Annotated in this window: 29 protein-coding genes; 15 read left to right on the plus strand and 14 right to left on the minus strand. The window is 68.8% G+C overall.

What is annotated here, in order from left to right; genetic code table 11:
- Positions 1–10: 10 nt before the first annotated feature.
- Entirely contained in the window at positions 11–616 is a 606-nt protein-coding gene (locus K6T25_RS09655; protein ID WP_222913581.1) for a DUF1684 domain-containing protein, read from the minus strand.
- Positions 617–747: 131 nt separating this feature from the next.
- Positions 748–1,371 (minus strand): DUF7282 domain-containing protein, encoded by a 624-nt coding sequence (locus tag K6T25_RS09660; protein ID WP_222913583.1) that lies wholly within the window; start codon positions 1,369–1,371, stop codon positions 748–750.
- A gap of 272 nt (positions 1,372–1,643) precedes the next feature.
- Here K6T25_RS09660 and K6T25_RS09665 point away from each other — a divergent pair, with 272 nt between their 5' ends.
- Positions 1,644–2,960, plus strand: coding sequence for a threonine synthase (locus K6T25_RS09665; RefSeq protein ID WP_222913585.1), 1,317 nt, complete (start codon positions 1,644–1,646; stop codon positions 2,958–2,960).
- Positions 2,961–2,980: 20 nt separating this feature from the next.
- Here K6T25_RS09665 and sucD read toward each other — a convergent pair whose 3' ends face one another.
- From sucD to K6T25_RS09680, 3 genes are all read right to left on the minus strand, one after another.
- On the minus strand, positions 2,981–3,850 hold the full coding sequence (sucD, locus tag K6T25_RS09670) for a succinate--CoA ligase subunit alpha (protein WP_222913587.1): 870 nt from the start codon (positions 3,848–3,850) through the stop codon (positions 2,981–2,983).
- Between the two features lie 79 nt (positions 3,851–3,929).
- On the minus strand, positions 3,930–5,075 hold the full coding sequence (gene sucC, locus K6T25_RS09675; RefSeq protein WP_222913589.1) for an ADP-forming succinate--CoA ligase subunit beta: 1,146 nt from the start codon (positions 5,073–5,075) through the stop codon (positions 3,930–3,932).
- A gap of 85 nt (positions 5,076–5,160) precedes the next feature.
- The gene (locus tag K6T25_RS09680; protein ID WP_222913591.1) at positions 5,161–5,451 is read right to left on the minus strand and encodes a hypothetical protein; all 291 of its coding nucleotides are present in this window, start codon (positions 5,449–5,451) and stop codon (positions 5,161–5,163) included.
- Between the two features lie 125 nt (positions 5,452–5,576).
- Between K6T25_RS09680 and K6T25_RS09685 the strand changes: the two genes are divergently transcribed.
- A complete protein-coding gene (locus K6T25_RS09685; protein ID WP_222913593.1) occupies positions 5,577–6,539 on the plus strand; it encodes an NADPH:quinone reductase in 963 nt (320 codons plus the stop codon).
- Between the two features lie 111 nt (positions 6,540–6,650).
- On the opposite strand, the gene K6T25_RS09690 is transcribed toward K6T25_RS09685, so the two are convergent.
- Together K6T25_RS09690 and K6T25_RS09695 are read right to left on the minus strand one after the other, a co-directional pair.
- Positions 6,651–6,797: a DUF7563 family protein gene (locus tag K6T25_RS09690; RefSeq protein ID WP_222913595.1), complete on the minus strand. Its 147-nt coding sequence runs from the start codon at positions 6,795–6,797 to the stop codon at positions 6,651–6,653.
- 82 nt (positions 6,798–6,879) lie between these two features.
- Positions 6,880–7,614 (minus strand): helix-turn-helix domain-containing protein, encoded by a 735-nt coding sequence (locus K6T25_RS09695; RefSeq protein WP_222913597.1) that lies wholly within the window; start codon positions 7,612–7,614, stop codon positions 6,880–6,882.
- An 89-nt stretch (positions 7,615–7,703) separates the two neighbouring features.
- Between K6T25_RS09695 and K6T25_RS09700 the strand changes: the two genes are divergently transcribed.
- Both K6T25_RS09700 and K6T25_RS09705 read left to right on the plus strand, forming a co-directional pair.
- A complete protein-coding gene (locus tag K6T25_RS09700) occupies positions 7,704–8,816 on the plus strand; it encodes an MBL fold metallo-hydrolase (RefSeq protein WP_222913599.1) in 1,113 nt (370 codons plus the stop codon).
- A 3-nt stretch (positions 8,817–8,819) separates the two neighbouring features.
- Positions 8,820–10,115 carry an MFS transporter gene (locus tag K6T25_RS09705; protein ID WP_222913601.1) on the plus strand — a complete coding sequence of 432 codons (1,296 nt, stop codon included), beginning with the start codon at positions 8,820–8,822 and terminating at the stop codon, positions 10,113–10,115.
- Positions 10,116–10,169: 54 nt separating this feature from the next.
- Here the strand turns inward: K6T25_RS09705 and K6T25_RS09710 are convergent, their stop codons facing one another.
- A complete protein-coding gene (locus K6T25_RS09710; protein ID WP_222913603.1) occupies positions 10,170–11,132 on the minus strand; it encodes an HhH-GPD family protein in 963 nt (320 codons plus the stop codon).
- A 114-nt stretch (positions 11,133–11,246) separates the two neighbouring features.
- Here K6T25_RS09710 and K6T25_RS09715 point away from each other — a divergent pair, with 114 nt between their 5' ends.
- Positions 11,247–11,582, plus strand: coding sequence for a ribbon-helix-helix protein (locus K6T25_RS09715; RefSeq protein WP_222913605.1), 336 nt, complete (start codon positions 11,247–11,249; stop codon positions 11,580–11,582).
- Between the two features lie 47 nt (positions 11,583–11,629).
- Here K6T25_RS09715 and K6T25_RS09720 read toward each other — a convergent pair whose 3' ends face one another.
- Both K6T25_RS09720 and K6T25_RS09725 read right to left on the minus strand, forming a co-directional pair.
- Positions 11,630–12,979, minus strand: coding sequence for an aminotransferase class III-fold pyridoxal phosphate-dependent enzyme (locus tag K6T25_RS09720; RefSeq protein ID WP_222913607.1), 1,350 nt, complete (start codon positions 12,977–12,979; stop codon positions 11,630–11,632).
- A 219-nt stretch (positions 12,980–13,198) separates the two neighbouring features.
- Positions 13,199–14,482: an MgtC/SapB family protein gene (locus K6T25_RS09725; protein WP_222913609.1), complete on the minus strand. Its 1,284-nt coding sequence runs from the start codon at positions 14,480–14,482 to the stop codon at positions 13,199–13,201.
- Between the two features lie 104 nt (positions 14,483–14,586).
- Here K6T25_RS09725 and K6T25_RS09730 point away from each other — a divergent pair, with 104 nt between their 5' ends.
- Positions 14,587–15,813 (plus strand): AI-2E family transporter, encoded by a 1,227-nt coding sequence (locus tag K6T25_RS09730; RefSeq protein ID WP_222913611.1) that lies wholly within the window; start codon positions 14,587–14,589, stop codon positions 15,811–15,813.
- A 16-nt stretch (positions 15,814–15,829) separates the two neighbouring features.
- On the opposite strand, the gene K6T25_RS09735 is transcribed toward K6T25_RS09730, so the two are convergent.
- Positions 15,830–16,108: a PadR family transcriptional regulator gene (locus tag K6T25_RS09735; RefSeq protein ID WP_222913612.1), complete on the minus strand. Its 279-nt coding sequence runs from the start codon at positions 16,106–16,108 to the stop codon at positions 15,830–15,832.
- Positions 16,109–16,401: 293 nt separating this feature from the next.
- Here K6T25_RS09735 and K6T25_RS09740 point away from each other — a divergent pair, with 293 nt between their 5' ends.
- Positions 16,402–16,683, plus strand: coding sequence for an amphi-Trp domain-containing protein (locus K6T25_RS09740; protein ID WP_222913614.1), 282 nt, complete (start codon positions 16,402–16,404; stop codon positions 16,681–16,683).
- Between the two features lie 189 nt (positions 16,684–16,872).
- Here the strand turns inward: K6T25_RS09740 and K6T25_RS09745 are convergent, their stop codons facing one another.
- Both K6T25_RS09745 and coxB read right to left on the minus strand, forming a co-directional pair.
- Positions 16,873–17,019 carry a hypothetical protein gene (locus tag K6T25_RS09745; RefSeq protein WP_201289586.1) on the minus strand — a complete coding sequence of 49 codons (147 nt, stop codon included), beginning with the start codon at positions 17,017–17,019 and terminating at the stop codon, positions 16,873–16,875.
- Positions 17,020–17,187: 168 nt separating this feature from the next.
- Positions 17,188–17,991, minus strand: coding sequence for a cytochrome c oxidase subunit II (coxB, locus tag K6T25_RS09750; protein ID WP_222913617.1), 804 nt, complete (start codon positions 17,989–17,991; stop codon positions 17,188–17,190).
- Positions 17,992–18,222: 231 nt separating this feature from the next.
- On the opposite strand from coxB, the gene cyoE reads away from it, so the two are divergent.
- The 4 genes from cyoE (at position 18,223) to K6T25_RS09770 (ending at position 22,123) form a co-directional block, all read left to right on the plus strand.
- Positions 18,223–19,617, plus strand: coding sequence for a heme o synthase (cyoE, locus tag K6T25_RS09755; protein ID WP_222917977.1), 1,395 nt, complete (start codon positions 18,223–18,225; stop codon positions 19,615–19,617).
- Between the two features lie 15 nt (positions 19,618–19,632).
- On the plus strand, positions 19,633–20,310 hold the full coding sequence (locus tag K6T25_RS09760; RefSeq protein ID WP_222913618.1) for a DUF7546 family protein: 678 nt from the start codon (positions 19,633–19,635) through the stop codon (positions 20,308–20,310).
- A 96-nt stretch (positions 20,311–20,406) separates the two neighbouring features.
- Positions 20,407–20,646 carry a DUF2061 domain-containing protein gene (locus K6T25_RS09765; protein ID WP_222913620.1) on the plus strand — a complete coding sequence of 80 codons (240 nt, stop codon included), beginning with the start codon at positions 20,407–20,409 and terminating at the stop codon, positions 20,644–20,646.
- A gap of 196 nt (positions 20,647–20,842) precedes the next feature.
- Complete coding sequence (locus K6T25_RS09770) at positions 20,843–22,123, plus strand: RNA-guided endonuclease InsQ/TnpB family protein (protein ID WP_222913622.1); 1,281 nt, start codon at positions 20,843–20,845, stop codon at positions 22,121–22,123.
- Positions 22,124–22,177: 54 nt separating this feature from the next.
- Here the strand turns inward: K6T25_RS09770 and K6T25_RS09775 are convergent, their stop codons facing one another.
- Positions 22,178–22,891, minus strand: a complete 714-nt coding sequence (locus K6T25_RS09775) for a class I SAM-dependent methyltransferase (protein ID WP_222913624.1) — start codon at positions 22,889–22,891, stop codon at positions 22,178–22,180.
- Between the two features lie 128 nt (positions 22,892–23,019).
- Here K6T25_RS09775 and K6T25_RS09780 point away from each other — a divergent pair, with 128 nt between their 5' ends.
- From K6T25_RS09780 to K6T25_RS09795, 4 genes are all read left to right on the plus strand, one after another.
- Positions 23,020–23,280 (plus strand): hypothetical protein, encoded by a 261-nt coding sequence (locus tag K6T25_RS09780; RefSeq protein ID WP_222913626.1) that lies wholly within the window; start codon positions 23,020–23,022, stop codon positions 23,278–23,280.
- Between the two features lie 134 nt (positions 23,281–23,414).
- On the plus strand, positions 23,415–24,425 hold the full coding sequence (locus tag K6T25_RS09785) for an ABC transporter ATP-binding protein (protein ID WP_222913628.1): 1,011 nt from the start codon (positions 23,415–23,417) through the stop codon (positions 24,423–24,425).
- Positions 24,422–25,201 (plus strand): ABC transporter permease, encoded by a 780-nt coding sequence (locus tag K6T25_RS09790; protein ID WP_222913630.1) that lies wholly within the window; start codon positions 24,422–24,424, stop codon positions 25,199–25,201. Before K6T25_RS09785 ends, K6T25_RS09790 begins: the two co-directional genes overlap by 4 nt.
- A gap of 113 nt (positions 25,202–25,314) precedes the next feature.
- Positions 25,315–25,959 carry a bifunctional 4-hydroxy-2-oxoglutarate aldolase/2-dehydro-3-deoxy-phosphogluconate aldolase gene (locus K6T25_RS09795; protein WP_222913632.1) on the plus strand — a complete coding sequence of 215 codons (645 nt, stop codon included), beginning with the start codon at positions 25,315–25,317 and terminating at the stop codon, positions 25,957–25,959.
- The last annotated feature ends 97 nt before the right edge of the window (positions 25,960–26,056 follow it).

Here is a 26,056-nt window from a genome sequence, read left to right on the forward strand (position 1 = left end):
GAGCGAGCGGTCACTCGAGCGCCGGATCGCGCTCGCCCGCCGGGACCGCGACCTCGAGCCAGTTGTCGGTCGGCGGCAGCGGGCAGGCGAACGCGTCCGCGAACGCGCAGAAGGGCGTGTACGCGAGGTTGAAATCCAGCGTCACCTCGTCGATCTCGCCGAGGTCGCCGTCGGGGTGGAGGTCCATGTACCGGCCGCCGTCGTACGTCTGCTGGCCGGTCGTCTTGTCGCGGAACGGGAGAAACAGCGCCGCCGAGCCTTCAGCCCGCAGCGCCGCCAGCGACGCCTCGACCTCGCCGCCGCCGGCGGCCGGGAGCGTGAACGACAGCGTCGCGACGCGGTGGAACCGCTCTGCGGTGCCGTTGCGGACCGTCAGCTCAATGGTCTCGGGATCGTCGTGCACCTCGACGGCCGCCCGCACGCGGAAGGCGGGGTCGGGATCGAAGTAGTCGAGGCCGTCGAAGTCGTCGCGCAGCGCAGGGTCGAGCGGCGACTGCGGGTCGCTCGCGAGGAACTCGTCTTTCTCGTCGCGCATCTCGCGGAGGCGCGCGAGCCACTCGTCGTCGCCGGCTCCGGCGTCGGTGTCGTCAGCGTGGCCGTCGGCGTCGTCGGTCATACCCGGGATTCGGTGCCGCGAGGGTTCAATCCCGCGTTCCGTCCCCTCGGACACGGTCCGGCGCTCCCGCTGGGGCGGGCAACGGGCACACGCCGGCCGAAAGATCGGTGGCGTTCGACGGGCGAGGCGGCTTACCGGCGGGCCAACAGCGCCGCGCCGACGAGCGCGACGAGGGCGGCGAGGGCCGTGAAGCCGGGGCCGCTCGTCTCGGTGGCCGAGTCGGTCGCGGTCGCGCCGCCGTCGTCGCTCGTGGTGGCGGCGTCAGCCTCGGTGGTCGACGCCGTCGCGGTGGCCGTCTCGGTCGCAGTCTCGGTCGTACGCGTGAACTCCTCGCTCGCGACGTACGCTGTGTCGGCGATGGCCTGGCCGTTCTCGTTCGTGTACGCGAGGTCGGCGGAGGCGTTGAACGACTCCGGGCCCTCGTTGCGGTGGGCCTGAGCCACGACGACCTGGCTTCGCGAGAGCGCCGGGGAGATCGAGACGGTGACGTTCTCGTGCGTGCCGGCCTCCAGGTACGCGGAGTTGCCGACGAGACCGCCCGAGGAGTTGTAGACGGCGACGAAGCCGCCCTCGGGGAGCGTCACCTCGGAGACGGTGACCTCCTCGACGCCGACCTGGTCGTCGAAGGTGACGTCGGCGGAGGCGTTCGCGGTCTGTGCGGTCGCGGTGCCGGCGGCGAGGCCGCCCGCGAGGGCGACGGCGCCGACCAGCACGGAGAGCAGTACGAGTGCGGGGAGTGTAGATCGTGCGTTCATCTGTAGCAGGAACTCGCGGCGTTCGTGACGCCGGAGCTACCTCGCGATTCACGGTTCGCAGGAAAGAGTCCGTCGCTCCCGGACGTGAAAAGTTGGCATACGGCGTGGGGATCGGTGGCGATACCCGGGACGGACCCGGGCCGGATACGGGAGGCGATCGCGGATCGATCGGGGGACGGTCGAATCCTCGCGGAGGAACTGTCGCCGCTTCAACGACCTGCCGAGCCGTGCGGTGCGCCGGGCTTTTGCCGACCGGCGACCGCGGGTGGACCGTGCTCATCTGCTACGCCTGCGGGCGCGCCGCGGCGTCGGGCCAGCGGTGCCCCGACTGCGGCGAGCCGCTATGGTTCGACACCGACCCGGCGGGATTCGACTGGCCCGACCGCGACGGCGTCCGGGCGTTCGCCGACCTCCTCCCGGTCGAAGCGCCCGACTCTGGGCTCGCGGCCGCTGCGGGGTCGACGCCGTTGATTCGAGCGTCCGGCCTCGACGTCGAGGGCGTCCGCGTCCACGTGAAACTGGAGGGGACCAACCCGACCGGCTCGTTCAAGGACCGCGGGAGCGCGGTCGGCGTCGCGGCGGCGGTCTCCGGGGACGCCGGAACGGCGGGCGTCGCCGGAGGCGAACGTGGAGGCGAGGCCGAGGCGCCGACCGCAGTCGGCACCGTCTCGCACGGCAACATGGCCGCCTCGATGGCCGCCCACGCCGCGAGCGCCGGCGTCGACTGCGTCGTGCTCGTCCCCGCCGACATCTCCGACTCCCGGCTCGACCGGATCGCGGCGTACGGCCCGCGGATCGTCCGCGTCGACGGCGACTACGGCCGGCTCTACTACGACGCGCTCGACCTCGGACCCGAGGCGGGGATCGCGTTCGTCAACTCCGACTCGCCGCTTCGCGTCGCCGGCCAGAAGACGACGACGCTGGAGGTCCTGCGGGCGTTCGCCGCCGCCGAGGCCGAGGAGGGCGGGGAGGTCGGGACGGTCGGGGAAGAGGGGACCTCCGAGGCGGCGTCCTCGCCGGCGACGCCCGACGCGGTCGTCATGCCGGTCAGCAGCGGCGGCCACGCCAGCGCCGCGTGGAAAGCCGTCTGCGAGGCGACCGCGGCCGGACTCATCGACGACCCGCCGCGGCTCTACTTCGTACAGGCGGCGGCCTGTGCCCCCGTCGCAGACGCGTTCGCGCGCGGCGACGACGCGGTGACGCGCCTGGAGGCGGACGAGGTGGGTGAGACGGTCGCGTACTCGATCGCCAACCCGGATCCGCCGAGCGGCACCCGAGCTCTGAGGGCCGCCCGGGACACCGACGGCGCGGTCCTCGCCGTCGACGACGACGCGATCCGGACGGCGCGGCGCGACCTCGCGGCCGCCGGAATGCGGATCGAGGCCGCGTCGGCGACGACGCTGGCGGGACTCCGTCGGCTCCGCGAGCGCGGCGCGGTGGACGCGGGCGAACACGTCGTCCTCGTCGCCACCGGCGTCGGCTACGGGGAAACTGATCACGGGGACGGCGACACCGGAGCGGCGGACACCGAGACCGTGACCCGGGGGGGACTGGCGGCCGCGCTCGGCGTCGAATCGACCGACGGCTGAAAAACGGAGAACCGAGGCGTCTACAGGAAGTCCTCGATGTGGTCTGCGACCTCGTTGGGCGTGTCGCCGACCGGGACGCCCGCGTCGTTGAGCGCGCCGATCTTCGACTCGGCGGTGCCGGTGCCGGAGCCGGAGACGATGGCGCCGGCGTGGCCCATGCGCTTGCCCGGCGGGGCGGTGCGCCCGGCGATGAAGCCGGCGACGGGCGTGTCCATGTTCTGAGCGATGTACCTGGCGGCCTGCTCCTCGTCCTCGCCGCCGATCTCGCCGCACATGACGACGGCCTTCGTGTCCTTGTCGGCCTCGAACGCCTCCAGCGCGTCGACGAAGGAGGTCCCGATGATCGGGTCGCCGCCGATGCCGATGGCGGTCGTTTGCCCGATGCCGCGCTCGGTCAGGTTCGAGACGACCTGATACGTCAGGGTCCCCGATCGGGAGACGAGCCCCACGTCGCCCGACTCGAAGATGTTGCCCGGGAGGATGCCCAGCTTCGCCTCGCCGGGGGTGATGATCCCCGGACAGTTCGGCCCGATGAGACGGGTGTCGACCTCCGAGAGGCGCTTGTTCACCTTCGCCATGTCCTGGGTCGGGATCCCCTCGGTGATGGCGACCACGAGGTCCAGATCGGTGTCGAGCGCCTCGAAGACGGCGTCGCCGGCGAACGCCGGCGGGACGAACACGACGGAGGCGTCGGCGTCCTCGGCGTCGACGGCCTCGTCGACGGTGTCGTAGACGGGGACGCCGGCGACCTCCTGACCGCCCTTCCCGGGCACCGCGCCCGCGACGACGTTCGTGCCGTACTCCAGCATCTGTTCGGTGTGGAACTTGCCTTCCCCGCCCGTGATGCCCTGCACCACGACACGGGTGTCGTCGTCGACGAAAATGCTCACGCGGACCACCTCGTGGACCGCGTGCGTTCACGAGTAGTGAGCGAGCGAACCGTGTGAGCGAGCGAACTTCTCGGGTAAGTCATTGGGTCACCTCCTCCGCGTTCTCGACCGCACGTTGCACAGCGTCCTCGAGGGTGCCCTCGACCTGTACGAGGTCCTCGTTGAGGATCTCCATTCCCTCCTCGGCGTTCGTGCCGGCGAGCCGGACGACCACCTTCTTGGGGATCTCGTCGAACTGCTCCAGGGCCTCGTTGATCCCCTTGGCGACCTCGTCGCCGCGGGTGATCCCGCCGAAGATGTTGAACACGACGCTGTCGACGTTCTCGTCGGAGAACACCATGTCCAGCGCCTGCGTGACGCGCTCGGCCTTGGCGCCGCCGCCGATGTCGAGGAAGTTGGCGGGCTCGCCGCCGTAGTAGTCCACGAGGTCCAGCGTCGTCATCACGAGGCCCGCACCGTTGCCGATGATGCCGACGTTGCCCGACAGGCGGACGTAGTCGAAGCCGTACTCGTTGGCTTTCGCCTCCAGCTCGTCGCCGGCGGCCTCGTCCTCCATCTCCGCCAGCTCGGGCTGACGGAACAGCGCGTCCTCGTCGATGTTCATGACCGCGTCCGCGGCGACGACCTCGCGGTCGGCCGTGATCATCACGGGGTTGATCTCGATCTCGGAGGCGTCACTCGACTCGTACAGGTCGTAGAGGGTCCCCAGGATCGACGCCACGTCCATCGCGACGTCGCTCGGGATGCCGGCCCCGAAGACGACCTTGCGGGCCTGGTACGGGTGCAGACCGAACGCGGGGTCGATATGCTCGCGGGCGATCTTCTCGGGCGTCTCCTCGGCGACCGACTCGATGTCGACGCCGCCCTCGGTCGACACCATCGCGACGGGCTCGCCCTTCCCGCGGTCCATCGTGATGCCGACGTACAGCTCGTTCTCGAAGTCGACGCCGGCCTCGACGAGGACAGTGTCGACGGTGTAGCCCTTGAGGTCCATTCCCAGGATGGACTCGGCGGCCTCGCGCGCCTCCTCGGCGCTCGTGGCGATCTCTATGCCGCCAGCCTTGCCACGTCCGCCGACGTGGACCTGCGCTTTGATCGCCGCCGGGTAGCCGATCTCGTCGACCGCGTCCATCACTTCCTCGACGGTGGACGCGAGCCGCGAGTCCGGGGTCGGGATCCCGGCGTCGGCGAAGACCTGCTTCGCCTGGTATTCGTGAAGTTTCATGCGTGTTGATAGCAGCCACTCGGGGGGTTAAATCCCGCCGATTCCGGTCGCGCTCGCGCCGCCGGTGGGGAGCGCGCCCGACGGTTCACGCCCGCTGCACGAGTCCTTGCCCGACCCCGGCCAGGAGAAGGCCGACGACGGCGACGACGCCCGACCACAGCACCGACGGGCGGAGGAGGATGTCGTTGCAGCCGTCGGTGTACGTCAGCGTCGGCGGCCACGCCCGCACCCCGGTGACGGCGAACTCGACGAGCCGTCGCGGGCCGGGACAGAACACCTCGGTCGCCGCGGCGACGGGGCCGACCGTCACGAGCAACACCGTACAGACGAGCAGCCCGGCGCCGAACAGCGTCGCGCCGGCGTGCCGGATGAACATATCCGATGGCTACCGCGGCGGACACTTTCACTCCACCGGTCGCCGGCGGCGGTGATCGTGTCGGGACGATCGGTGCGGTTCCGCCGCCGCCCGGAGTTAAGTCACCTCGGGGGGAGAGATCGACCATGCGAGCGGTCCGCTTCCACGAACACGGTGGCGAATCGGTGCTCCAGGTGGACGACGTCGACCGGCCCGAGCCGGCGCCCGACGAGGTGCTCGTCGAGGTCGCCGCCGCGGGCGTCAACCCCGTGGACACGTACTTCCGCGAGGGGTCGTACGAGCCGTACGGCTTGCCCGCGATCCCCGGCGTCGACGCCGCCGGAACGGCCGCCGCGGTCGGCGAGGCCGTCGAGGGGATCGCCGAGGGGGACAAGGTGTTCGCGACCGGCCTGTCGGGGGCGATGCCGGGCGGCTACGCCGAGTTCGTCGCCGTCCCCGACGACCGCGTCGCGGCGCTCCCCGACGACGCCGATCTCGTCGCCGCCGGCGCGGCCGGGGTCGCCGCCGTCACGGCCTGGCGAGCGCTCGTCCAGCACGCCACCCTCCGACCGGCCGAGACGGTGTTGATCCACGGCGGCTCCGGCGGCGTCGGCCACGCCGCCGTGCAGGTCGCCGCCGCAACCGGCGCCCACGTGATCGCCACCGCGGCCGAGGGGTACCACGACAGGGTGGCGGCGCTCGGCGCCGACGCGGTGCTCGACTACAACCGCGACGACCTCGCGGAGGCGGTCGTCGACGCCGCCGAGGGCGACGGCGTCGACGTGATTCTCGACCATCGGCTCGACGAGTACCTCGGCCTCGACGCCGAGGTCGCAACACAGGGGTGTCGCGTCGTCGGGATCGGCGAGAACGACCCCGCGATCGGGTTCCCGGAGTCGGCGGCGGCCCGGGGCAAGGACCTGAACCTCCAGCTCATGTCGATGTTCAACACGCCGAGCCTCGCGGACGCGCTCGACGACCTCGCCTCCCTGTGGGGCGAGGACATCACGATCGAGGTGGCCCACAGCTACGACCTGGAGGGTGCCGCGGAGGCTCAGCGGGCGGTGATGGAGGACAGCTTCCTCGGGAAGCTGGTCATCGAGCCCTGACGGGGTCGGTTCGATCGGCGCGGACGACGACGGGGAACCGCGGAGGGGACGGATCGGCGGGGACCGGCCGGAAGCGGGGAACGGTCCGGGCGAGTGGGGGTCGGTGCCGCCTCAGTTCTTCTTCGCGCGGACGTCCTTGCCGCGCCGGACCATGTCCTCGCAGTGGGGACACGCGCGGGGCCGGGTGATCTCCTCCGGTTCGAACACCTTCACGTATCGCTCGGTCACGAACGATTCGCAGTTCTGGCAGGTGGGCATACAACTCCGGCGGGGCACCTCGAATAAACGAATTACGGTCGACGGCTTCCGGGTCACGCGGTATCACGTTCCGGATCCGGCGCTAGTCGGCCGCTTGCTCGTCGCTTCGCCCCGTGTTCACGGCCAGCGGGTCGGCGGTCGACGACGCGGTGACCAACCGCAGGAACTGTCCCGCGTTGGTGAGGAGTTTGTTCTCGGCCTTCCGGAGGTGCTCCTCGTACGTCGAACGGGCGACGGCGGTCATGTCGGCGAGGTCCCGCAGGGAGGTCTTCCGGGGCTGCTCGTAGTAGCCGCTCTCCAGCGCCAGCCGCAGCGCCGCCAACTGGCGCTCGGTCACGTCCTCGAACAGTCGATCGACCGGCGCGAGCATGCTGTGGGGGATCTCCTGCTCGGCGATCGACGTCTTCGAGAGGACCTCGATGTCGCGGTCGGCCTCGAGATCGCGCAGCAGCGCGCGAACGTCGCCCTCGTCGAACGCGATCACGGTGTAGTGCTCCCAGCCCTGTCGGTGGACTGTCGGCGGCTGGTACAGACAGTTGTGCGACTCGAAGCGTTCGACGATCGAGTCCTCCAGCGAGCAGAGACACGACTGCGTGACGACGTGGAGTCCGGTCTCGTCGACCGACTCGTGGAGGACCGTCCCGATCGCGTCGATCTCCGCGAGCAACTCGTCGCTGGGGTCCCCCGGCGCGGTGATCTCGATCACCTGGCAGTCGCTCAGGTACCACTCGCGGATCGTCAGATCCGGATGACGCTCGGAGATCTCCCGGTACGGACACTCGTGTCTGACCCGGAAGGAGGCCTCGTACAGGCTCATACCCCGATATCCGAACCGGGCCGAAATAACACTGCCGGCCATGTCCGGCAGTCCCTATATGCCAATACGCCCTGTACGAACGAGCACCCATGCAGGAGATCTCGCCAGACCGACTCGGCGAACGACTTCAGAACGACGACGACGACGTGTTCGTCCTCGACATCCGCCACGAGACCGAGTTCGACGACTGGCACGTTCCGGACAGCACTACCGTCGACGTGTACGACGAACTCACCACCGACCCCGAGACGGCGATGAAGGCGCTCGAAGCCGTCCCGGAGGACCGGGATATCGTGACTGTCTGTGCGGCGGGCATCGTCGCGGACACCGCGACCGACGTCCTCCGGGGGATGGGCCGCGACGCGAAGACGCTCGCCGACGGAATGAGCGGCTGGAGCCGGGTTCACCGACGTTCACCCGTCGACGTCGACCTCGATGCCACGCTGGTGCAGGTTGCGCGGCCGGGCAAGGGCTGTCTCTCGCACGTCCTCGTCTCCGACGGCGACGCCGCCGTCTTCGATCCCTCGCACTACCTCGACGAGTACGAGGCGGTGCTCGACGAGCACGACGCCGATCTCGTCGGCGTGTTCGACACCCACGCCCACGCCGACCACGTCTCCGGGGGCGCCGACCTGGCGGCCGAGCACGACGTTCCCTACTACCTCCACGGGAAGGACGCGCTCGCGATCGACGCGACGCCGCTCGCGGACGGACGGGTCGTCGAGGTCGGCGACGTCGACGTCGAGGCGATCCACACCCCCGGTCACAGCGAGGGGAGCGTCTCCTTCGACGTCGGCGGCGCGGCGCTGTTGACGGGCGACACGCTGTTCCACGAGAGTGTCGGACGCGTGGAACTCGGCGTCGAGGCCGGTATCGAGGACTCCGACGTGGAATCCAACGCCGCGACCCTGTACGAGAGCCTTCGGCGACTGCTCGACCGGCCCGCCGAGGCGCTGGTGTTGCCGTCGCACGATCCGGGCTCGCCGGAGCCTCCGGTGACCGCGACGCTCGCCGAGGTGCGCGAGCGGAACGAGGACCTCTCGCGCGACCGCGACGAGTTCGTCCGGGAACTCGCTTCGGATATCCCGGACCACCCGCCGAACTTCGAGCGCGTCAAGCGGACGAACGTCGGGCAGGAGTCCGTCCCCGACGCCGAGCTGTCCGAACTCGAACTGGGTCCCAACAACTGCGCGGCCGAGTGACCCATGAGTACGGCAACCGAACTCAAACAGGGGATCCGCGAACACCTCGGGCAGTTCTCGCTGCACGTTCTGCTCGTGTTCGCGACCGGACTGACCATCGGGTCCGAGCGCACCGTCGTCCCCGCGCTGGGGGAGGACGTCCTCGGCGTCGAGTCGTTCCTCGTTATCGGCTCGTTCGTCGTCTCGTTCGGGATCGTGAAGTCGATCCTCAACCTCTATGCGGGCAAATGGGGCGAGGAGTACGGCCGCAAACCCGTGCTCGTCGCCGGATGGGTGACGGCGCTTCCCCTGCCGATCATCCTCATCTTCGCCCCGAGCTGGGGGTGGATCACCGTCGGAAACGTCTTGCTGGGTATCAACCAAGCGTTGACCTGGAGCATGGCGATCAACGCGAAGATCGACCTCGCCGGTCCCGACCAGCGCGGCCTCGCGGTCGGTATCGACGAGTCGTTCGGATACACCGGCGTGGCCGTCGGTGCCTGGATCACGGGCGTCATCGCCAGCCGGTGGAGCCTCCGGCCGGAGCCGTTCTACTTCCTCGCCGTCGTCGTGGTGTTGGCGTTCCTCGTCTCGATCTTCCTGATCAAGGAGACCGTCCAGTACGCGCAGGCCGAGGGGGACGACGACGACCACGACGCGAACCTCCCGTTCGATGAGGTGCTGAAGCGGGCAACCTACGGCGATCGGACGCTGTTCGCGGCGGCGCAGGCCGGCCACGTCGAGAACTTCGTCGACACGCTGTTCTGGATCGCGGTCCCGCTGTACCTGCTGAGCCAGGGGCTCGATATCGCAGCGGTCGGGGCCGTGGTCGGCATCCACAGCGCGATGTACTTCCTCCAGATCGGAACCGGCGGGCTCGCGGACCGGATCGGCCGACGGCCGCCGGTTATCGCCGGGATGTTCTTGGCAGGCGCGGGCGTGCTCGGGATGGTACTGGTCGACGGCTACCTCCCGTGGGCCGCCTTCGCTGGCGTGTCCGGGATCGGGATGGCGCTGCTGTACCCGAACCTGATGACGGTCCCCAGCGACGCGGCACACCCGACGTGGCGCTCGGCGGGGATGGGCGTCTACCGGATGTGGCGCGACTCCGGATACGCCGTGGGCGCGATCCTGATCGGGCTCTCGATGGAGTTCGTGAACGCCGAGGCCGCGTTCTACATGACCGCCGGCCTGATGTTCGTCTCCGGCGCGATGGTGTTCCTCTGGATGGAGGAGACCCACCCCGAGTTCGGCACGCACGAGCCGCCCGCGCCGGCGACGGAGGCGGAGTCTCCGGGACGGGCCGCCTCCGACGACTGACCGGCGGCCCATGTCCGTGCCGACGGCCGTACTCCTTTCTGCGGTACCGTCGTGCTACCGACGAAGCCGAACAGCGGTTCCGTCCTCGCCGTCCGTCACCTCGACGAGGCCGTCGTCCGCGAGGTCGCCCACCAATCCGCGGAGCCAGTCCTCGCTGCCCTCGCCGTCACCGTCGGGGCTGTAATCCACGCGGATCCGCGGGCCGAGTTCGCCGAGCATCAACTCGTCGTGGTTCCCGAGCGCGCGCACGACCTTGCCACGGAACTGCCGCCTGCTCCCCTCGAAGCTCGGCTGTTCGGGTACGTCCGGCGCGGTGAAATTCCCCGTCTCGTAGGCCCGACACCAGCGACGCCACGGGCAGCCCGCCTCGTCGCAGCGGGGGGACTGCCCGCAGGCGACCCCGCCCAGTTCCATGATCGCGTTGTTCCAGACGCGCGATTCGCCGTCGGGCATGAGGTCGACGGCGGACTCGGCGAATTCGGCGTCGTCGTCGGGAACGCCGAACGCGCGGTGGAGCACCCGCTTCACGTTCGTGTCGACGACCGCGTCGCCGTTGTTGAACGCGAAGGAGGCGACCGCGTTGGCGGTGTACGGGCCGACGCCCATCAGCTCCTGTAGCTCGTCGGGGTCGGTCGGGAACTCGCCGTCGGCTTCGGCGGTATCACTGCCTCCCGGAGGTCGGTCCGCGGGACCGACCTCCCCCTCGGTCACCTGTGTGGCGGCCTCGTGGAGGTACTTCGCGCGGTTGTTGTAGCCGAGCGAGTGGTCCGACCAGAAGGAGACGACCTCCCCGCGCTCGGCGGCCGCGAGGTCGGCCACCTCGGGCCAGCGGTCGAGGAAGTCGGCGTACGCCTCCTCGACCCGGGAGAGCTGCGTCTGCTGGCTCATCACCTCCGAGACGAGGATCCGGTAGGGGTCGTCGGTGCGCCGCCACGGGAACTGGCGGTGGTCGTCCTCGTACCACGCGATCAGGGCCTCCCGCACCGCGTCGCGGTCGTCGGGGAGGTGTGCGCTCATTACCGGATCGGGGGACCGCGAGCGAAAAGCGCTGACGGTCCCGGGTCGGCGACCGAAACGAGGGAACCGAGCCAGAGCGCAACGGGTTTCCGCCCGCCGCGAGACCGATCGAGCATGGGACTCGACGATCTCGACGACGCGATCACCGCGGAGTACGGCGACCTCGACGACGAGATCGCCGTCGAACTGGACCGCGAGACGAAACACGAGCTGTCGCTGTTGGCGGCGGCGCTGGGGACCGACCGCAACGAACTGGTCCGACGAGGGATCCACGCGCTGTTCCGGCGGACGCTCGACACCGGCGACCTGGACTTCCACCTCCGGCAGGCGTTCGACGTGACGTACGACGAGTACCTCTCGGGGATGACGTACGACGAGATGACCGGGGGCGCCAGCGGCGGGGGCGGCGGCTACCCCGAGCGAAGCGACGAGCGCCGGTACCAGCAGTAGGATCGAACGACGAGGGAGAGCGAACGGGGCCGGAGTGGCGATATCCGTCAGTTCACGTCGACTGCGGCCTCGATCAGCAGTTTCGCTCCCAGCTCGATCTCTCGCTCGGTCACGTCCAGCGGCGGGAGGAACCGGATCACGTTCGACCCGCACGCGAGCGTGAGCAGGCCGCGGCGTAGCGCCGCCTCCTGCACGGCGTCGCGGAGGTCCGGGGATTCGAACTCGACGGCGAGCATCAGCCCCTTCCCGCGCACGTCGGTCACGCCGTCGAGGGCGGCGTCGCGGACGGTCTCCTTGAACTGCTCGCCGCGGACGGTCGCGTTGTCGAGCAGGTCGTACTCGTCGATGGCACGCAGCGTGAACACGCCCTGCGCCGCGGCGACGATATCGCCAGCGCCCCACGTCGAGGAGAGCCGAGATCGCTCGTCGGGAAAGCTGTCCTCGTTGGCGATGGTGGCGCCGACGCGCATTCCCTTCGCGCCGGTGATCACGTCCGGCTCGATCGGGTAGTGGTCCGAGCCCCACAGCTCGCCGGTGCGGCCCATCCCCGACTGGATCTCGTCGGCGATCAGCGGGATGTCGTGCTCGGCGGCGAGATCGGCGACCTCCTCCATGAACGGCTCCGAGGGGAAGCGGTAGCCGCCCTCGCCCTGGATCGGCTCCATGACGATGTAGGAGGTCTCCTCGGGGTTGACGTGGCCCGTTTTCGGGTCGAGTTTCTCCCGTAGCAGCGAGGTGTCGCCGTCGTCGACGAAGAAGCCACACGAGCACGTCTCGGGCGAACACGCGCGGTCATCGCAGTACGGTACGTCGTGGACGCCGGGCACCTCGGGGAACCGCTTGCGATACACGGACTTCGAGCGATTGAGCGAGAGGGCCCCGAGCGTCCGCCCGTGGAACGCGCCGTCGAAGGTGACGCCGTACTTCCCGCCGCCGGAGTCGTCGTAGCAGATCTTGATCGCGTTCTCGACGGCCTCGGCGCCGGAGTTCGAGAGGAAGACGGTGTCGAGGTCGTAGTGACCCGTGCGGTCGACGAGCTCGTGCATCAGGTCCGCGGGGCCTGGAAGCGCCGACTCGCCCGGGTCCGAGCCGTCGGAGACGTAGAAGTCCTGCCCGGCGATCTTCGTCGGGTCGACCATGTCGAACTCGGCCATCCGGTCCATGATCTTCGGGTTGTTGTAGCCGAGCGGCGCGGCGGCGACGTGGGAGGTGAAATCCAGCAGGACGTTGCCGTCGACGTCGGTGCAGAACGGTCCCTCCGCGTCCTCGGTGATGTCCCACACGAAGTCGTACACGTACGTCGTCGTCGCGGCGACATCGCGGTGATACTCGGCCCATTCGCGGGCGCGAGCGCCCGGCATCTCGGTGACGCTCACCTCGGCCGTGTCTCGGTCCATGCGTGTGGATGCGAACGGTCGATTATAAAATAGTGGTCCACTCGATGCTGGTTCGAATATTCGCCTCGGATCTTGACTCCGACTTCAATCGGATACCGTGGTGGGCCGGCGGATTCGCCGGCTATCGATCACGCGGGCGCGGCGAGTTTGCGGTATGGTGAGTCGGCGGCGACACGGTGCGTCGGCTGTGTCGGTCGTCGTTCACACAATGGTGGTCGCTCACGCGATCGTCGTCGCGAGCGCGACGACCCCACCCCCGGCGACGATCGCGAGGCTGTAGGCGGCCACGCGGCGCACGAACGCCCGGGGACCGGCGAACGCCAGCCCCGCCTTCACCGCGACGCTGGAGACGGTCGCGAGCAGGACGGCGACGGTCGCTGCGTCGGCGCCGACGGTGCCGCCGCGGTACAACAGGACGGCCGAGGTGGTCGCGCCGGCGGAGGACACCAGCCCCGAGAGGGCCGCCGACGCGTACAGTCCGGCGGTACCGAAGCGAGCCTGTGCCAGGCTGCTGACCGCGAGGATGACGAGGAACGCCGCGCCGAACGCCAGCGCGTTGCGCAGCGAGAACGGCGACTCGAGTCTGAGGTCGACCCGCGTGCGCCAGTCGGCCGTCGCCGCCGCCACGGCGACGGCGCCGAGCGCGAGCGCGCCCAGCGGCGCGGCGACGCCGACGAGGACCGGCAGATCGCCGCCGACGGTGAACGCGATGGCGATCGCGAGGTTACGCAGGGCCATCGCCGCGTCCGCCAACAGGACCCCGGCGACGGCGTACGAGACCGACTCCGCCCGGTCGGTCGCGTGATCGAGCATCGTCCCGACGACGGCCGTCGAGGACGCGAGCCCGCCGAGAAAGCCGGTGACTGCGATGCCGCGGCCGCCGTACGTCCGTACCAGCGCGTAGTTCACGATGCCGATCCCGGCGACGGTGACGACCATGAGCCACGCGACGCGCGGCTCCAGCGGAATACCGAACACCACCCGCTCGCCCGCCGGCAACACCGGGTAGACGACGAACGCGAGGACGGCGAACTCGGTCATCGAGCGAAGCTCCGGGCGCGAGAGGTCGCCCGCGAACGAGTGTAACTCCCGTTTCAACACCAACAGCGCGGCCGACACGACCGCGACTGTCACTCCCTCCACGACGGCGCCGACGGCGACGAGCGCCCCGACTCCGTACGCCGCCAGCAACGAGACGGAGGTCGTCAGCGACAGCGAGCCGTCGGCGTCGGCCCGAAGCCCGCGGACCGCCAGCAACACCCCCTGCACGATGACGAGCACGCCGCCGACCGCGAGGAGCGCGCCACCCACCTCTGTCTCGATCGCCAGGTACGTGAACACCGCGGCGACGAGGCTGGTCAGCGAGAACGTCCGGATCCCCGCGGACCGCTCGGACCACTCGCGCTCCAACCCGAGGAACAGCCCCAGCGCCGCCGCCAATGCCAGCCGTGCGACCGGCAGCGACAGCGGATCGCCGACGATCTCGGCGCCCGTCGCGGTCATGGGCTCAATATTACTCTATAGTGGTATATACTTTTTCGGGCGGCGTCCGCGAACGCGGGGTCGTCCCGCGACACGTTTTTGTCGGCGGACTGAGGGGGCTGGATATGGCGCTCTCCGATGTCGACTGGTCGCGGACGGCGTGGTGGGGCGTCGGTGCGGTGTTGGCCGCGGCGCTCACGTTCGTCGTCCACTCGTTCGTCGGCACGTTCGTCTTCGGGGTGTTCATCTACTACGCGACGCGCCCGGTTTACAACCGGATCCGCAGGCGGATCCCACAGCCGAGCGTCGCCGCCGCGGTCGCCATCTTCGCGATGGTGCTCCCGGCGCTGCTGCTTGCGGGGTACGCCCTGCTCATCGTCGCCAATCAGATCCGGGAGCTCGACATCGCCGGGAACGGGTATCTCGATCAGCTCCCGTTCACGCAGGAGACCCTCGACGTGCTGACCGACCCGTCGCAGGTCGCGGCGCTCGACTGGCAGCAGTACGTCACGCTCGACACCGTCGGCGGCGCCCTGAACTCGGTGGCGCAGGCGGCCGACACCGTCGCGTTCGTCGGCATCGGCGCGATCCACTTGTTCGTCATGCTCGCGGTCGCGTTCTACCTCCTCCGCGACGGCGGACGGCTCGGCCGCTATCTCGTTCGATTCACGGACCAGGCGGGGATCGTCGACGCCTACGGCCTCGCGGTCGACCGCGACCTGAAGTCGATCTTCTTCGGGAACATCCTCAACGCGATCGTCACCGGCACGATCGGGGTGATCGTCTACTCGGTCCTCAACGTGTTCGCCCCCGACGGGGGGGCGGTCCCGGCGGCCGCGCTGGTCGGACTGATCGCGGGCGTCGCGAGCCTGATCCCGATCGTCGGGATGAAGCTGGTGTACGTCCCGGTCGCGGCGTTCATGACGGTTCGGGCGGTGGCGAACGACGTCACCGGTGGACTGGCGTTCGTGCTCGTGTTCGCGCTCGCCTCGCTGATCGTCGTTGACACCATCCCCGATCTCGTGTTGCGACCGTACGTCTCCGGGCGCTCGTTGCACGTCGGGGCGGTGATGATCGCGTACACGCTCGGTCCGCTGCTGTTCGGCTGGTACGGGATCTTCCTCATGCCGGTCCTCCTCGTGTTGGTCGTGCACTTCTTCCGGATCGTCCTGCCGGAACTGCTCTCCGGGGAGCCGTTGCGCCCGTACGCGGTCGACCCGACGTATCTCACGGCCGAAGGGCCGTCGATCCCCTCCCCGGATCCGGATGCAGCCCCCGCCGAGGGTGGCGGTGGAGACGCGGTCGCCTCTCCGGGCGAACAGCCGACGGAAGACAAAGCTGGGGAGGGGTGACCGACCTCCGATCGGGTCACTCCAGGTCGACGTAGCGTTGCTCCCATTCGCTGCGGGCCTCGATCTCCCGACGTCCGCGGCGCGTGAGCGTGTAGTAGTTGGTTCGCTGGTCGCGTTGGCCCTTCTCGACGAGCCCCTTCTCCACGAGTGTGTCGAGGTTCGGGTACAGGCGCCCGTGATGGATCTCCTTTTCGTAGTAGTCCTCGAGCTCCGCTTTGATCGCCAGCCCGTGCGGCTCGTCTTGCCCGGCTATCACGTACAGCAGGTCGCGCTGAAACCCCGTCAGATCGTACATGGGTTATGTCTAAAAAACTGTTATTCTCCGACCAAATAAACGTATCGCCGATCGAAAACGCCGTTGTAAGCTATGACGCGGCAGCTTCCGTGGTCGACGGACTCGTCCGGTACTGTAGATGAAACGGTACTTCGCTGCTCCTATCACGAACGGTGACTGTTCGATAGCGGGGGGCGGTCGTCGTGAGCCGATCGCGATCGCGGCAGGTCGCCGCCGCCTCGACCGGGATCGTGTTCGATCCCGCCGTCGTTTCGGCCGACTGCTTTTTGTCCGCGCTCGACGAACAGTCCGGTATGCCGGAAAAAGTGCTGTTCGAATCCGAGATCCGTCAGGACCGCGCCGAGATCGCCGCCCACCTTCGGGATGTCGCCACGAGGCTCGAGGCGGACGGCGAGCTCACGCTCGCGGACGGCGACGAACCGGTCACGATGTCCGTGCCCGCGAGCGCGACGTTCGAGGTGAAGGCCGAACGCGAGACCGGCTCCGGGCCGGACGAGCTGAGCGTCGAGTTCGAGATCGAGTGGGCCGACGGCGACGACCAGGACGCCGTCGGCTCGGGGTTATCTATCGAATGACGGACCCGGTCGAGCAGCCGACACGGCGGTCGCTCGCGGCGTCGGTTCCGAGAACGAACGGGGGCACGCGGCGGAAACACCCGCGCGTGCCGCCCGGATCGGTCCCCGCTGACGCTTCGGCCCTCCAGTCGAAGCGTCACCGATCGATATTCGGGGGATAGCGATAAAACTACCGGGGAGATCGAGCGCTCACATGTGCTCCTCCTCGAGCGCCCAGCCCAGAGCACGCTTGTAGTGCGTGAACAACTGCCTGACGCCCTCGTGGCGCATCTCCTCGGAGTCCAACTGCTCGGCGAGATACTCGTACTGCTCTCTGATCTCCGCCTCGTCGCGCATGGTCGACCGTACGGCCACCGGTGACTTGAACGCCGGGGCGGCGCGGTCGGCGGCTGTGACGATCTATCGCAGGTGAGGAATGGCGTACCGCGCGGTCAACCGCGCTGAACCGGTAGCTGTTTCGGAGAAACCGGCAGAACGTTCGATCGCGGTGGGGAAATCCGTTGATTACGCGCCGAGGCCGGTCGGCGCGGTCAGCGAGGCGCTCCCGCCGTCCGAACCGGTCTGGCTGTCGACGAACTCGTCGTAGGTTCCCTGCTCGACGACGACGACGGTGAAGTACATGTTGGAGTGAGCGACGCCGCAGTACTCCGTGCAGTAGCCCTGGTAGACGCCCGTCTCCTGTGCCACCGTCTTGAGCGTGTTCGTCTGTCCGGGGATGGCGTCCTGCTTCAGCCCGAGTTCGGGCACGCTAAAGCCGTGGATCACGTCGTCGGAGGTCGAACTGAAGTACAGATCCTGTCCCGCTGGGACGACTATCACCGGCCCCTCTATCCCCTCGGCTTGCGGGACCACCGACGTGTCGATGTCGCTCGCCGTCAGCTCGCTGATGTTCGATGTCTGGTAGTTCATCCGCCAGTTCCACTGGTAGGCGACGGTTTCGACGTGCACGTCGCCCTCGGCGGGCTCGATCTCCTCGGCACCGGTGTAGGTCACGTCGGGGTTCGCCAGCACGCCGTAGGAGGCGACGCCGACGAACAGGAGGATGATCGCGGTCGCGACCGTCCATGTGACCTCGAGACGTCGGTTCTCCCGGGTCGGCTCCGGCTCGTCGTTGTCCTTGAACTTCAGGACGGTGTACACGAGAATGACCTCGACGAGCAACGTGATCGGGACCGCGACGTACAACAGATCGGTGTTCAGGCCGTTGATCAGCTCCGCCGTCGTCGACGGCTGTGCCGCGACCGGCGTCGCGAACAGCGCCGACCCGACGAGCCCGACCAACAGGCTCCCCAGTCGCGTACGCGTCATTACAACCGTGGTTGGCGCAGGCCACCTAAATACCTACTGTTGTCGCGCGAAACACCGGATGGCGGGAGTGTACGCTGTGACCGGTGCGAACATCTTTCCCCCCTGAAAGCACCATCGACGCCGCTGTTCGGGGCCGAATCGAACGTGAAAAGCGCGGGGTTGATATGCGGCGGGTCGCAAGGTCCGACAGTGATATCGAAGCGGTTCCCGCCGCTGCTCGCGGCCAGCGCGATGGGCGTGTACCTGCTGCTCGTAGTGGGTGCAACGACGGCCGTCACCGATGCCGCCACGGCGTGTACGGCGTGGCCGGCGTGCGGGGACGGGTTCGCCCTTCCGACAGCCGACGCCGGCTGGATCGCGCTCGGACACCGACTGGTGGCGTTCGCCGTCGGACTGCTCGTCCTCGCGACGGCCGTCGCGGCCTGGCGGGTTCGTCCGAGTCGCCGGGTCGCTGGGGCGCTCGCGTTGTCGTTCCTTCTGTATCCAGCCCAGTCGCTACTGGGTGCGTACGTCGCGACCGGCGGCCGCGAGACGCTCGCGGTTGTCGCGGGCGTTCCGGTGACGCTGTCGGCGATACATCTCGTGGGGGGACTGGCCGTGTTCTTCGGGCTGCTCGCCGCGCTCGCGTGGGAACTGGAGGCTCGAACGGGCGATCCCGACGACGAACCCGCGGTCGCGTCCGGCGGTCCGGAGCCGGCGGCCGAGCCGGTTAGCTCCGGGGGGCGCCCGCCGATCCCCTCCTGGCGTGCGGACCCTGTCCGCCGCGCCCGGCTCACGGCCGCGGCGTACTTCCGGCTGATGAAGCCGCGGCTGATGTGGCTGCTGTGTCTCGTCGCCAGCGCCGCGATGGCCCTGGCCGGCGGCCCCGGGCTCTCGGTGCCCGTCGTCGCCGCGACGCTCGCGGGCGGGGCCCTCTCCATCGGCGCCTCCGGCACGTTCAATCACGTGTTCGAGCGCGACATCGACCGACGGATGCAGCGCACGAGCGACCGGCCGCTGGCGGTCGATCTGGTGTCGGTGCGCAACGCGACCGCGTTCGGGCTGCTGCTCACCGTCCTCTCCGTCGGCCTGTTCGCGTGGGTGAACGTGCTCGCGGCCGTCCTCGGGTTCGTCGCGATCGTGTTCTACTCGGTCGTGTACACGCTCATGTTGAAGCCGAACACGGTCCAGAACACCGTCATCGGCGGCGCCGCCGGCGCGCTCCCCGCGCTCATCGGCTGGGCCGCCGTCACCGGGGAGATCGGCCTCGGCGGGCTCGCGCTCGCGGCGCTCATCTTCCTGTGGACGCCGGCACACTTCTACAACCTCGCGCTCGCGTACAAGGACGACTACGAGCGCGGCGGCTTCCCGATGATGCCCGTCGTGCGCGGCGAGACGGCGACGCGGCGCCACATCGTCTGGTACTTCGGCGCGACGTTGGCGGTCGCCGCCGGGATGGTCAGCCTCGGTCGGTTGGACTGGGTGTACGCGCTCGCCGGCGTCGTCGGCGGCGCCGTGTTCCTGTGGACGATCGTCCGCCTCCACTACGAGCGCGACGAGTCCGCGGCGTTTCGGGCGTTCCACGCGTCGAACGCCTACCTCGGAGTCGTCCTGCTGGCGGTCGTCGTCGACGCGCTCGCGCTGTAACTCCCGAGCACGCACATGAGCACCCGACGCCTTTCGATCGCCGGCATCGATCTGTCCGTCGGCCGTCGCGATCTACTGGTCGCGGCGCTGGTGGTCAACGTCGAGCTCGCGGCCGTCGTCGCGTACTTCGCGTTCACGTCCGCCAGCCTCGCGTCACCCGCGTTCACGCTGTACGGGCTGACCTGGGTCAACCTCGCGCTCGTCGTGTTCGCGCGCTACCGTCCGTCTGCGGGTACTACCCGGACACGCCGTCGCGCGCTCGTCGTCGCCGTCGGCTACATACTCCTCTTGGCCGTCTTCGGCGGCGTCGTCGGGGTCGCGCCGCCGCGGACGACGCCGGGCGTGGAGGTGGCGTTGCTTCCGCCCGGATGGGGGCCCGCGCTTATCGTCAACGTCGGCGTCGCCGCCGCGGTGCTCATGCCCGCGAAGGTGCTCGGCTACGGCGCGCTGGCGTACCTCCTGTATGGCACCGTCGTCGACGCCGCGAGCGCGGGGGTGGCGGGCGTGCTCGGGCTGTTCTCGTGCGTCTCCTGCTCGCTGCCGATCCTCGCCGGTGCGGCCACCGCGGTCGTCGGCGGCGGGGGGTTCGTCGTCGCGGCCGTCGGCGGGATCGGCTACGGTCCCTCGACGCTCGTGTTCGTCGTCACGGTCGCGCTGCTGTGGTGGCGACCCGGGTTCGACCTGCTTCGGTAGCTCGAACGCACGACACCGCACAAATAACTCTACACCATTACCTCCCGCTCGGATGCAACCGCTAGTGATTATGTCGCGCCGGTCCGTGTGCCGAACATGGCGCGTCTCTCCCGCTTGCGATCGCCGCTCCAGCACAGAAAACGCGCGATCGCCAAGACACTGTGTTATCGGGCGCTGATGGTCGTTATCACGGTGATCGTGGCGTGGGCCGTCGTCGGCGACGTGAGCGACGCGGTGAACATCGGGCTCGTCGCGAACGTGGTGAAGACGGCGACGTACTACACCTACGAGCGCGTGTGGGACCAGATCGCGTGGGGGATCGCCGACAGGACGTGACGGTCGGATGGATCGCCCTCTCGGTCGCCGAAGGGTGGCGCTCGTCGTCGGACTTACGGAAGTGCGAGGAGAAAGCCTCGCCCTTCAGGGCGGGGATGAATTCGACAACTCCTACGCAATCACCGTTCGATGGCAGGGCCGGATATTCCACGCTCGAATCCACACATTCAAGTAATTCTTCCTACATAGGTTACGTATGGCGAAACGGGTCGTCACACGCACCTACACTGCTTCCATACAGAACCAGAAACAGGTGTCCGACGACCTCGATTCGCTCGGGTTCTCAGCCTCGAAACTCTGGAACGTCGGACGATGGGTTTGTGACCGCGTGTGGTCAGAGATCGGTCACATTCCCGGTCACAACGAGCTCACCTCGTACCTGAAGTCGCACGAACGCTACGATGACCTGCATTCGCAGTCAAGTCAGCGAGTCCTTCAAGAACTCGCTGAGGCGTTCACCGGCTGGTACGGCAAACGACAAAACGGAGATACGAACGCGAACCCGCCGAAGTACCGCAAACACGGCGACGAACACCCGCGAAGCACTGTCACGTTCAAAGACGCAGGCTTCAAACTCGACACTACGTACAACCGAGTCCGACTCTCCAAGGGATCGAATCTCAAGGAGTATTGGTCTGACTTCATCCTCTGCGAGTATCAGACTCGTCCTGATGTTGACCTCTCCACTCTGGAGAACGTCCAACAAGTGCGGGCAGTCTGGACAGGTGACGAGTGGGAACTGCACTTCGTGTGCAAAGTCGAGATCGAGGTTGCTGAAGCGCCCGGTGAGAAGACAGTGGGTGTTGATCTCGGCATCAACAACTTCGCCGCACTCGCCTACGAAGACGGTCACAGCGAGTTGTACCCGCTCAACTGTCTGAAGCAGGATGACTACTACTTCAGCAAGCGACTCGCCCAGTGTGACGATTCGGACTCCGAGCAGGCCACCCGGTTGAACCAGAAGAAGTCGGCTCGTCGCACACACTACTTCCACACCCTTTCCAAGCACATCGTTCAGCGGTGTGTTGAGGAAGGTGTTGGAACGATCGTGGTTGGCGACCTCTCTGGGATCCGCGAGGGCGACGAGAACGGCGAGTCGAAAAACTGGGGGAAGCACGGCAACCTCGACCTGCACTCGTGGGCGTTTGACCGCTTCACCGACCTCCTCGAATACAAAGCCGAGATGGAAGGAATCACGGTTGAGTCGGTGTCAGAGCGCGATACATCGAAGTCGTGTTCGTGCTGTGGTCGGAAGCGTGACGCGAATCGTGTTGAACGTGGACTGTATGTCTGCGATGAGTGCGGGGCGCTGGCGAATGCAGACGTGAACGGCGCTGAGAACATTCGGCAGAAAGTATCTCCGAGTCCCGCCACGGATGGTGGTGATAGGAGTAACGGCTGGTTGGCACAGCCATCGACGTACCTGTTCGATCAAGAGAGCGGATGTTTCGCATCGCGAGAACAGGCCACGTCGTAAACCACAATATCCCAACGCGGTCGGGAATCCTCGCCCTTCAGGGCGGGGAGGAAGTCAAGAGTCAGACAGCCGCGCGACCACCTGGGTCCACGCCTCCTCGTGGTCGCCGTCCGACCAGGAAGTCCGGTGTTCGTCGACGATCAGGAAGCCCGCCTCGCGGAGCTGCTCGCGTGTCCGATCGATCCCCGGAAACGACCACGCCATCAGTACGCCGGTGTCTAACCAGTCCGGGTTCGCGCCGGACCAGCCGTCGGCGTCGGGCGCCGCCGTGAGGAGGAGGCGACCGCCGGGCCGGAGCACGCGAGCGAACTCTCGGTACACCGACGGGTGTTGCTCGATCGGGACGTGGATCACCGACCCCATCGCGGTCACGGCGTCGACGGCGTCCGCGGCGACCGGGAGCCGCGTCATGTCCCCGCGGACGAGGTCTGCGCCGGTCACCTCTCGGGCGAGCCGGAGCTGTGCCGCCGATAGGTCGACGCCGACGGCGTCGACGCCCGCCGGGAGTCGGTCCAGCACTGGCGTCCCCTGCCCGCAACCGGCGTCGACGAGCCGGCTTCCCGCATCGAGGTCCGCCAGGAACGACTCCACGACGGCGCCGTCGGTCGACGCGGACGACTCCCGCCACCGCCGGTAGTCCTCGGCCATTCCGTCGTAGCCGTCGCGCACCGCAGCCCGCTGTGTGTGTGGGTCGATATCTGGGCCGGCGTCGTCGTCCGCGTCGGAGGCGGGACAGCCGTCCGTCCCGTCGGAGGGTCCGTCGTCCATACGCGGCGGTCCGGTCGGGATGACAAAACTGTTCGGCCGCCTCGGGGGGCGCTCACACGGTACCGATATGATCGGTTCGATATTCGTCCCGGTGGAATTATACCCTGGAGCCGCGGAACCGCACGGATATGGCGGGGGGACCGATCGAGCCGTGGGCCTCGGTGTCGGAGCCGAGCGACGCCGTCCGCGACGCGCTCGCGGGCGAGCCCGGCGGCTTCGTCGCGCTCGGCGCGACGCTCTCGCCGGTCTGGGCGCTGCACGCGTGTCACGGCTGGCTCGTCGGCGCGGGGGTCGACCCGGGCGCGGCCGCCGCGACCGTCGTCGCCGCGGCGGTCGTCCGGTGGGCCGTCGGCGTCTCGCTGTTCGCGACGCGGGCGGTCGAGTGGTGAACGGGGCGGCTGACTGGTACCTGCGCCGGGTGCGTCATCGCCGCCGTGGACACTGTCGACGTCATGGCGGTTCCGTCGCCGTCCCGGGCGTCGTCTTCGGCACCCTTACTTCCGCAAGGGCCGGACCGGACTCCATGAACGACGCGACGGTCGTCCGCGCGGTCGACGCCCGCAAGTCCTACGACGGGACGGTCGCGCTCGACGGCGTCTCGCTCGACGTGCGCGAGGGCGAGGTGTTCGGCCTGATCGGGCCGAACGGGGCGGGGAAGACGACGCTCGTGCGTGCGCTCACGGGCACCGTCGACGCCGACGGCACCCTCGAACTGTTCGGGGACGCCGCCGACGACTCGGACCGATCCCGTGTCGGGCTGCTCCCCCAGGAGTTCGAGCCGCCCCAGCGGCTGACCGCCCGCGAACTCGTCGCGTACTACGGCGGCCTGTACGGGGAGTCGCGACCCGTCGAGGACGTGCTCGCGGACGTGGGGCTGGCGGACGACGCCGACACGTGGTACGAGAACCTCTCGGGCGGCCAAAAACGCCGCGCGTGCGTCGCAACCGCGCTCGTGAACGACCCCGACGTGCTGTTCCTTGACGAGCCGACGACCGGCATCGACCCGGCCGGGCGGCGCGCGCTGTGGGGGCTGCTCGACTCGCTCGCCGACAGCGGGGTGACCGTGTTCCTGACGAGCCACTCGATGGAGGAGGTCGAGCGGCTCGCCGACCGCGTCGGGCTGTTGCGCGACGGGGAACTCGTCGCCGTCGGCACGCCCGCGGAGTTGGTCGCCGAGCACGGCGGTCCCGCCCGCTTCGTCGTCGCCGGTCCCGACGTTGGGGCGGGCGCCGACCCGCTCCGGGACGCCGGATTCGCCGTCGAGGTCGGCACCGACGAACTCGTGCTCGGCGACGTGACGCCCGCTGAACTCGGCGACGCCGTGACCGCGCTCGCCGACGCGGGCGTCGACTACGAGTCGCTCACGTGGACCGAGCCGACCTTGGAGGACGTGTACCTCCGGCTGACCGGCGAGACGTTCGAGGGAACGTTCACGCCCGGCGCCAGCGCGGTCGGGACCGATGCCGACACTGACACCGCCGGCGGCGTCGCCGGCGACGGCGACCCGGCCGCGACCGCGGAGGTGGAGCGGTGAGCCGAACCGGGCGGATCCGCGCGGAGACGGCCGCCGCGGCGCGGTCGTTCCTCCGACGCCGGACGGCGGTGATATTCACGTTCTTCTTCCCGCTGTTGCTCGTGCTCATCTTCGGCGTCCTCGTGCGGACCCAGCCGGGCGGCGGCGGCCTGTTCGCCCGCCCGGACGCGTACTACCTCCCCGGCTATCTCGCGACGGTCGTGCTGTTCACGCCGCTGTCGCGGATCGGCTCGGAGATCGCCCGGCACCGCGACGGCCACCGCTTCGAGAAGCTGGCGACGACGCCGCTGACGCGGGCGGAGTGGCTGCTGGCACACACGCTCGTCAACGTCGGCGTCATCGGGGTCGCCTCGCTGCTCGTGTTCGCGCTCGTGACGCTCGTCACCGGCGCGGACATCCCGGTGTCGGGTGACCTGCTGCTGTTGGTCCCGTTCGTCGCGCTCGCGGTCGTGCTGTTCTGCGGTATCGGGTCCGTGCTCGGCCGGGTGTCGGACTCGCAGGACGGGGTTATCGCCGCCTCGAATTCGGTTGCGCTGCCGCTGTTGTTCCTCTCGGACACGTTCGTCTCGCCGGATCTCTTGCCCGAGTGGTTCCTCCCCGCGGTGAACCTCTCGCCGCTGACGTACTTCTCGCGCGGCGTCCGCGCGGTGACGTTCGCGGCGCCCGACGGCGCCGGCCTGGCGGGCGTCGGTGCGGTCGGGAACCTCGCGATCCTCGCGGCGCTCTCGGTCGTGTGCTTCGCCGTCGGCGCGGCGGCGGTGCCGCGCGGGGACTGACACCGCGGAACGCGCTTTTCGGCGGTATTGAGACGGCTACGGGGAGATACTGCGTCCCGGCGACGGTCGGTCCATCCGTCGGTTTTATTCTCCGCGCCGGGAGTTACTCGGGTATGAGTACCACCGATGCGTTCGTGGCGATGCGCGAGTCCGGCGTCGTCGCGGTGTTGCGCGGCGCCGAGCCCGAGACCGTCGTCGACACCGCCGAGGCGCTCGTCGCCGGCGGCGTCACCGCGCTGGAGGTCACCGCCGATACCGCCGGCGCGACCGACATGATCGCCACGCTGTCGGAGGAGTTGGGCGACGATGCGCTCGTCGGCGCCGGCACCGTCCTCGACAGCGAGACCGCCCGCGCGGCGATCGCCGCCGGCGCGGAGTTCGTCGTCGCCCCCTCCTTCGATGCGGGCGTCGTGGAGACGTGTAACCGCTACGGCGTGCTCTGTGCGCCGGGCGTGATGACCCCGACCGAGGCCGTCGAGGCGTACGAGGCCGGCGCCGAGGTCGTGAAGGTGTTCCCGGCGAAGACCGTCGGCCCGGACCACGTCGCCGCGCTGAAGGGCCCGCTCGGGCAGCTGGAGATCATGCCTACAGGCGGTGTCTCCCCCGACAACGCCGGCGCCTACATCGAGGCGGGGGCCGTCTGCGTCGGCGCCGGCTCCGCGCTGGTCGACCGCGACCTCGTCGACGCCGGCGACTTCGACGCCATCACCGAGCGCGCCGAGGCGTTCCGCGAGGTCATCGAGGCGGCTCGGGAGTAGCGGGTCGAGGCGCGTGTGATAGAACGGTTCGCACACCCACATTGAGGGTTCCGTGGTTCGCTACGTACAGGGCGCTTATTCCTCAAGAGGTCAGCGT

The organism is Halobaculum rubrum (genome assembly GCF_019880225.1).
In the GTDB taxonomy this organism is placed as follows: domain Archaea; phylum Halobacteriota; class Halobacteria; order Halobacteriales; family Haloferacaceae; genus Halobaculum; species Halobaculum rubrum.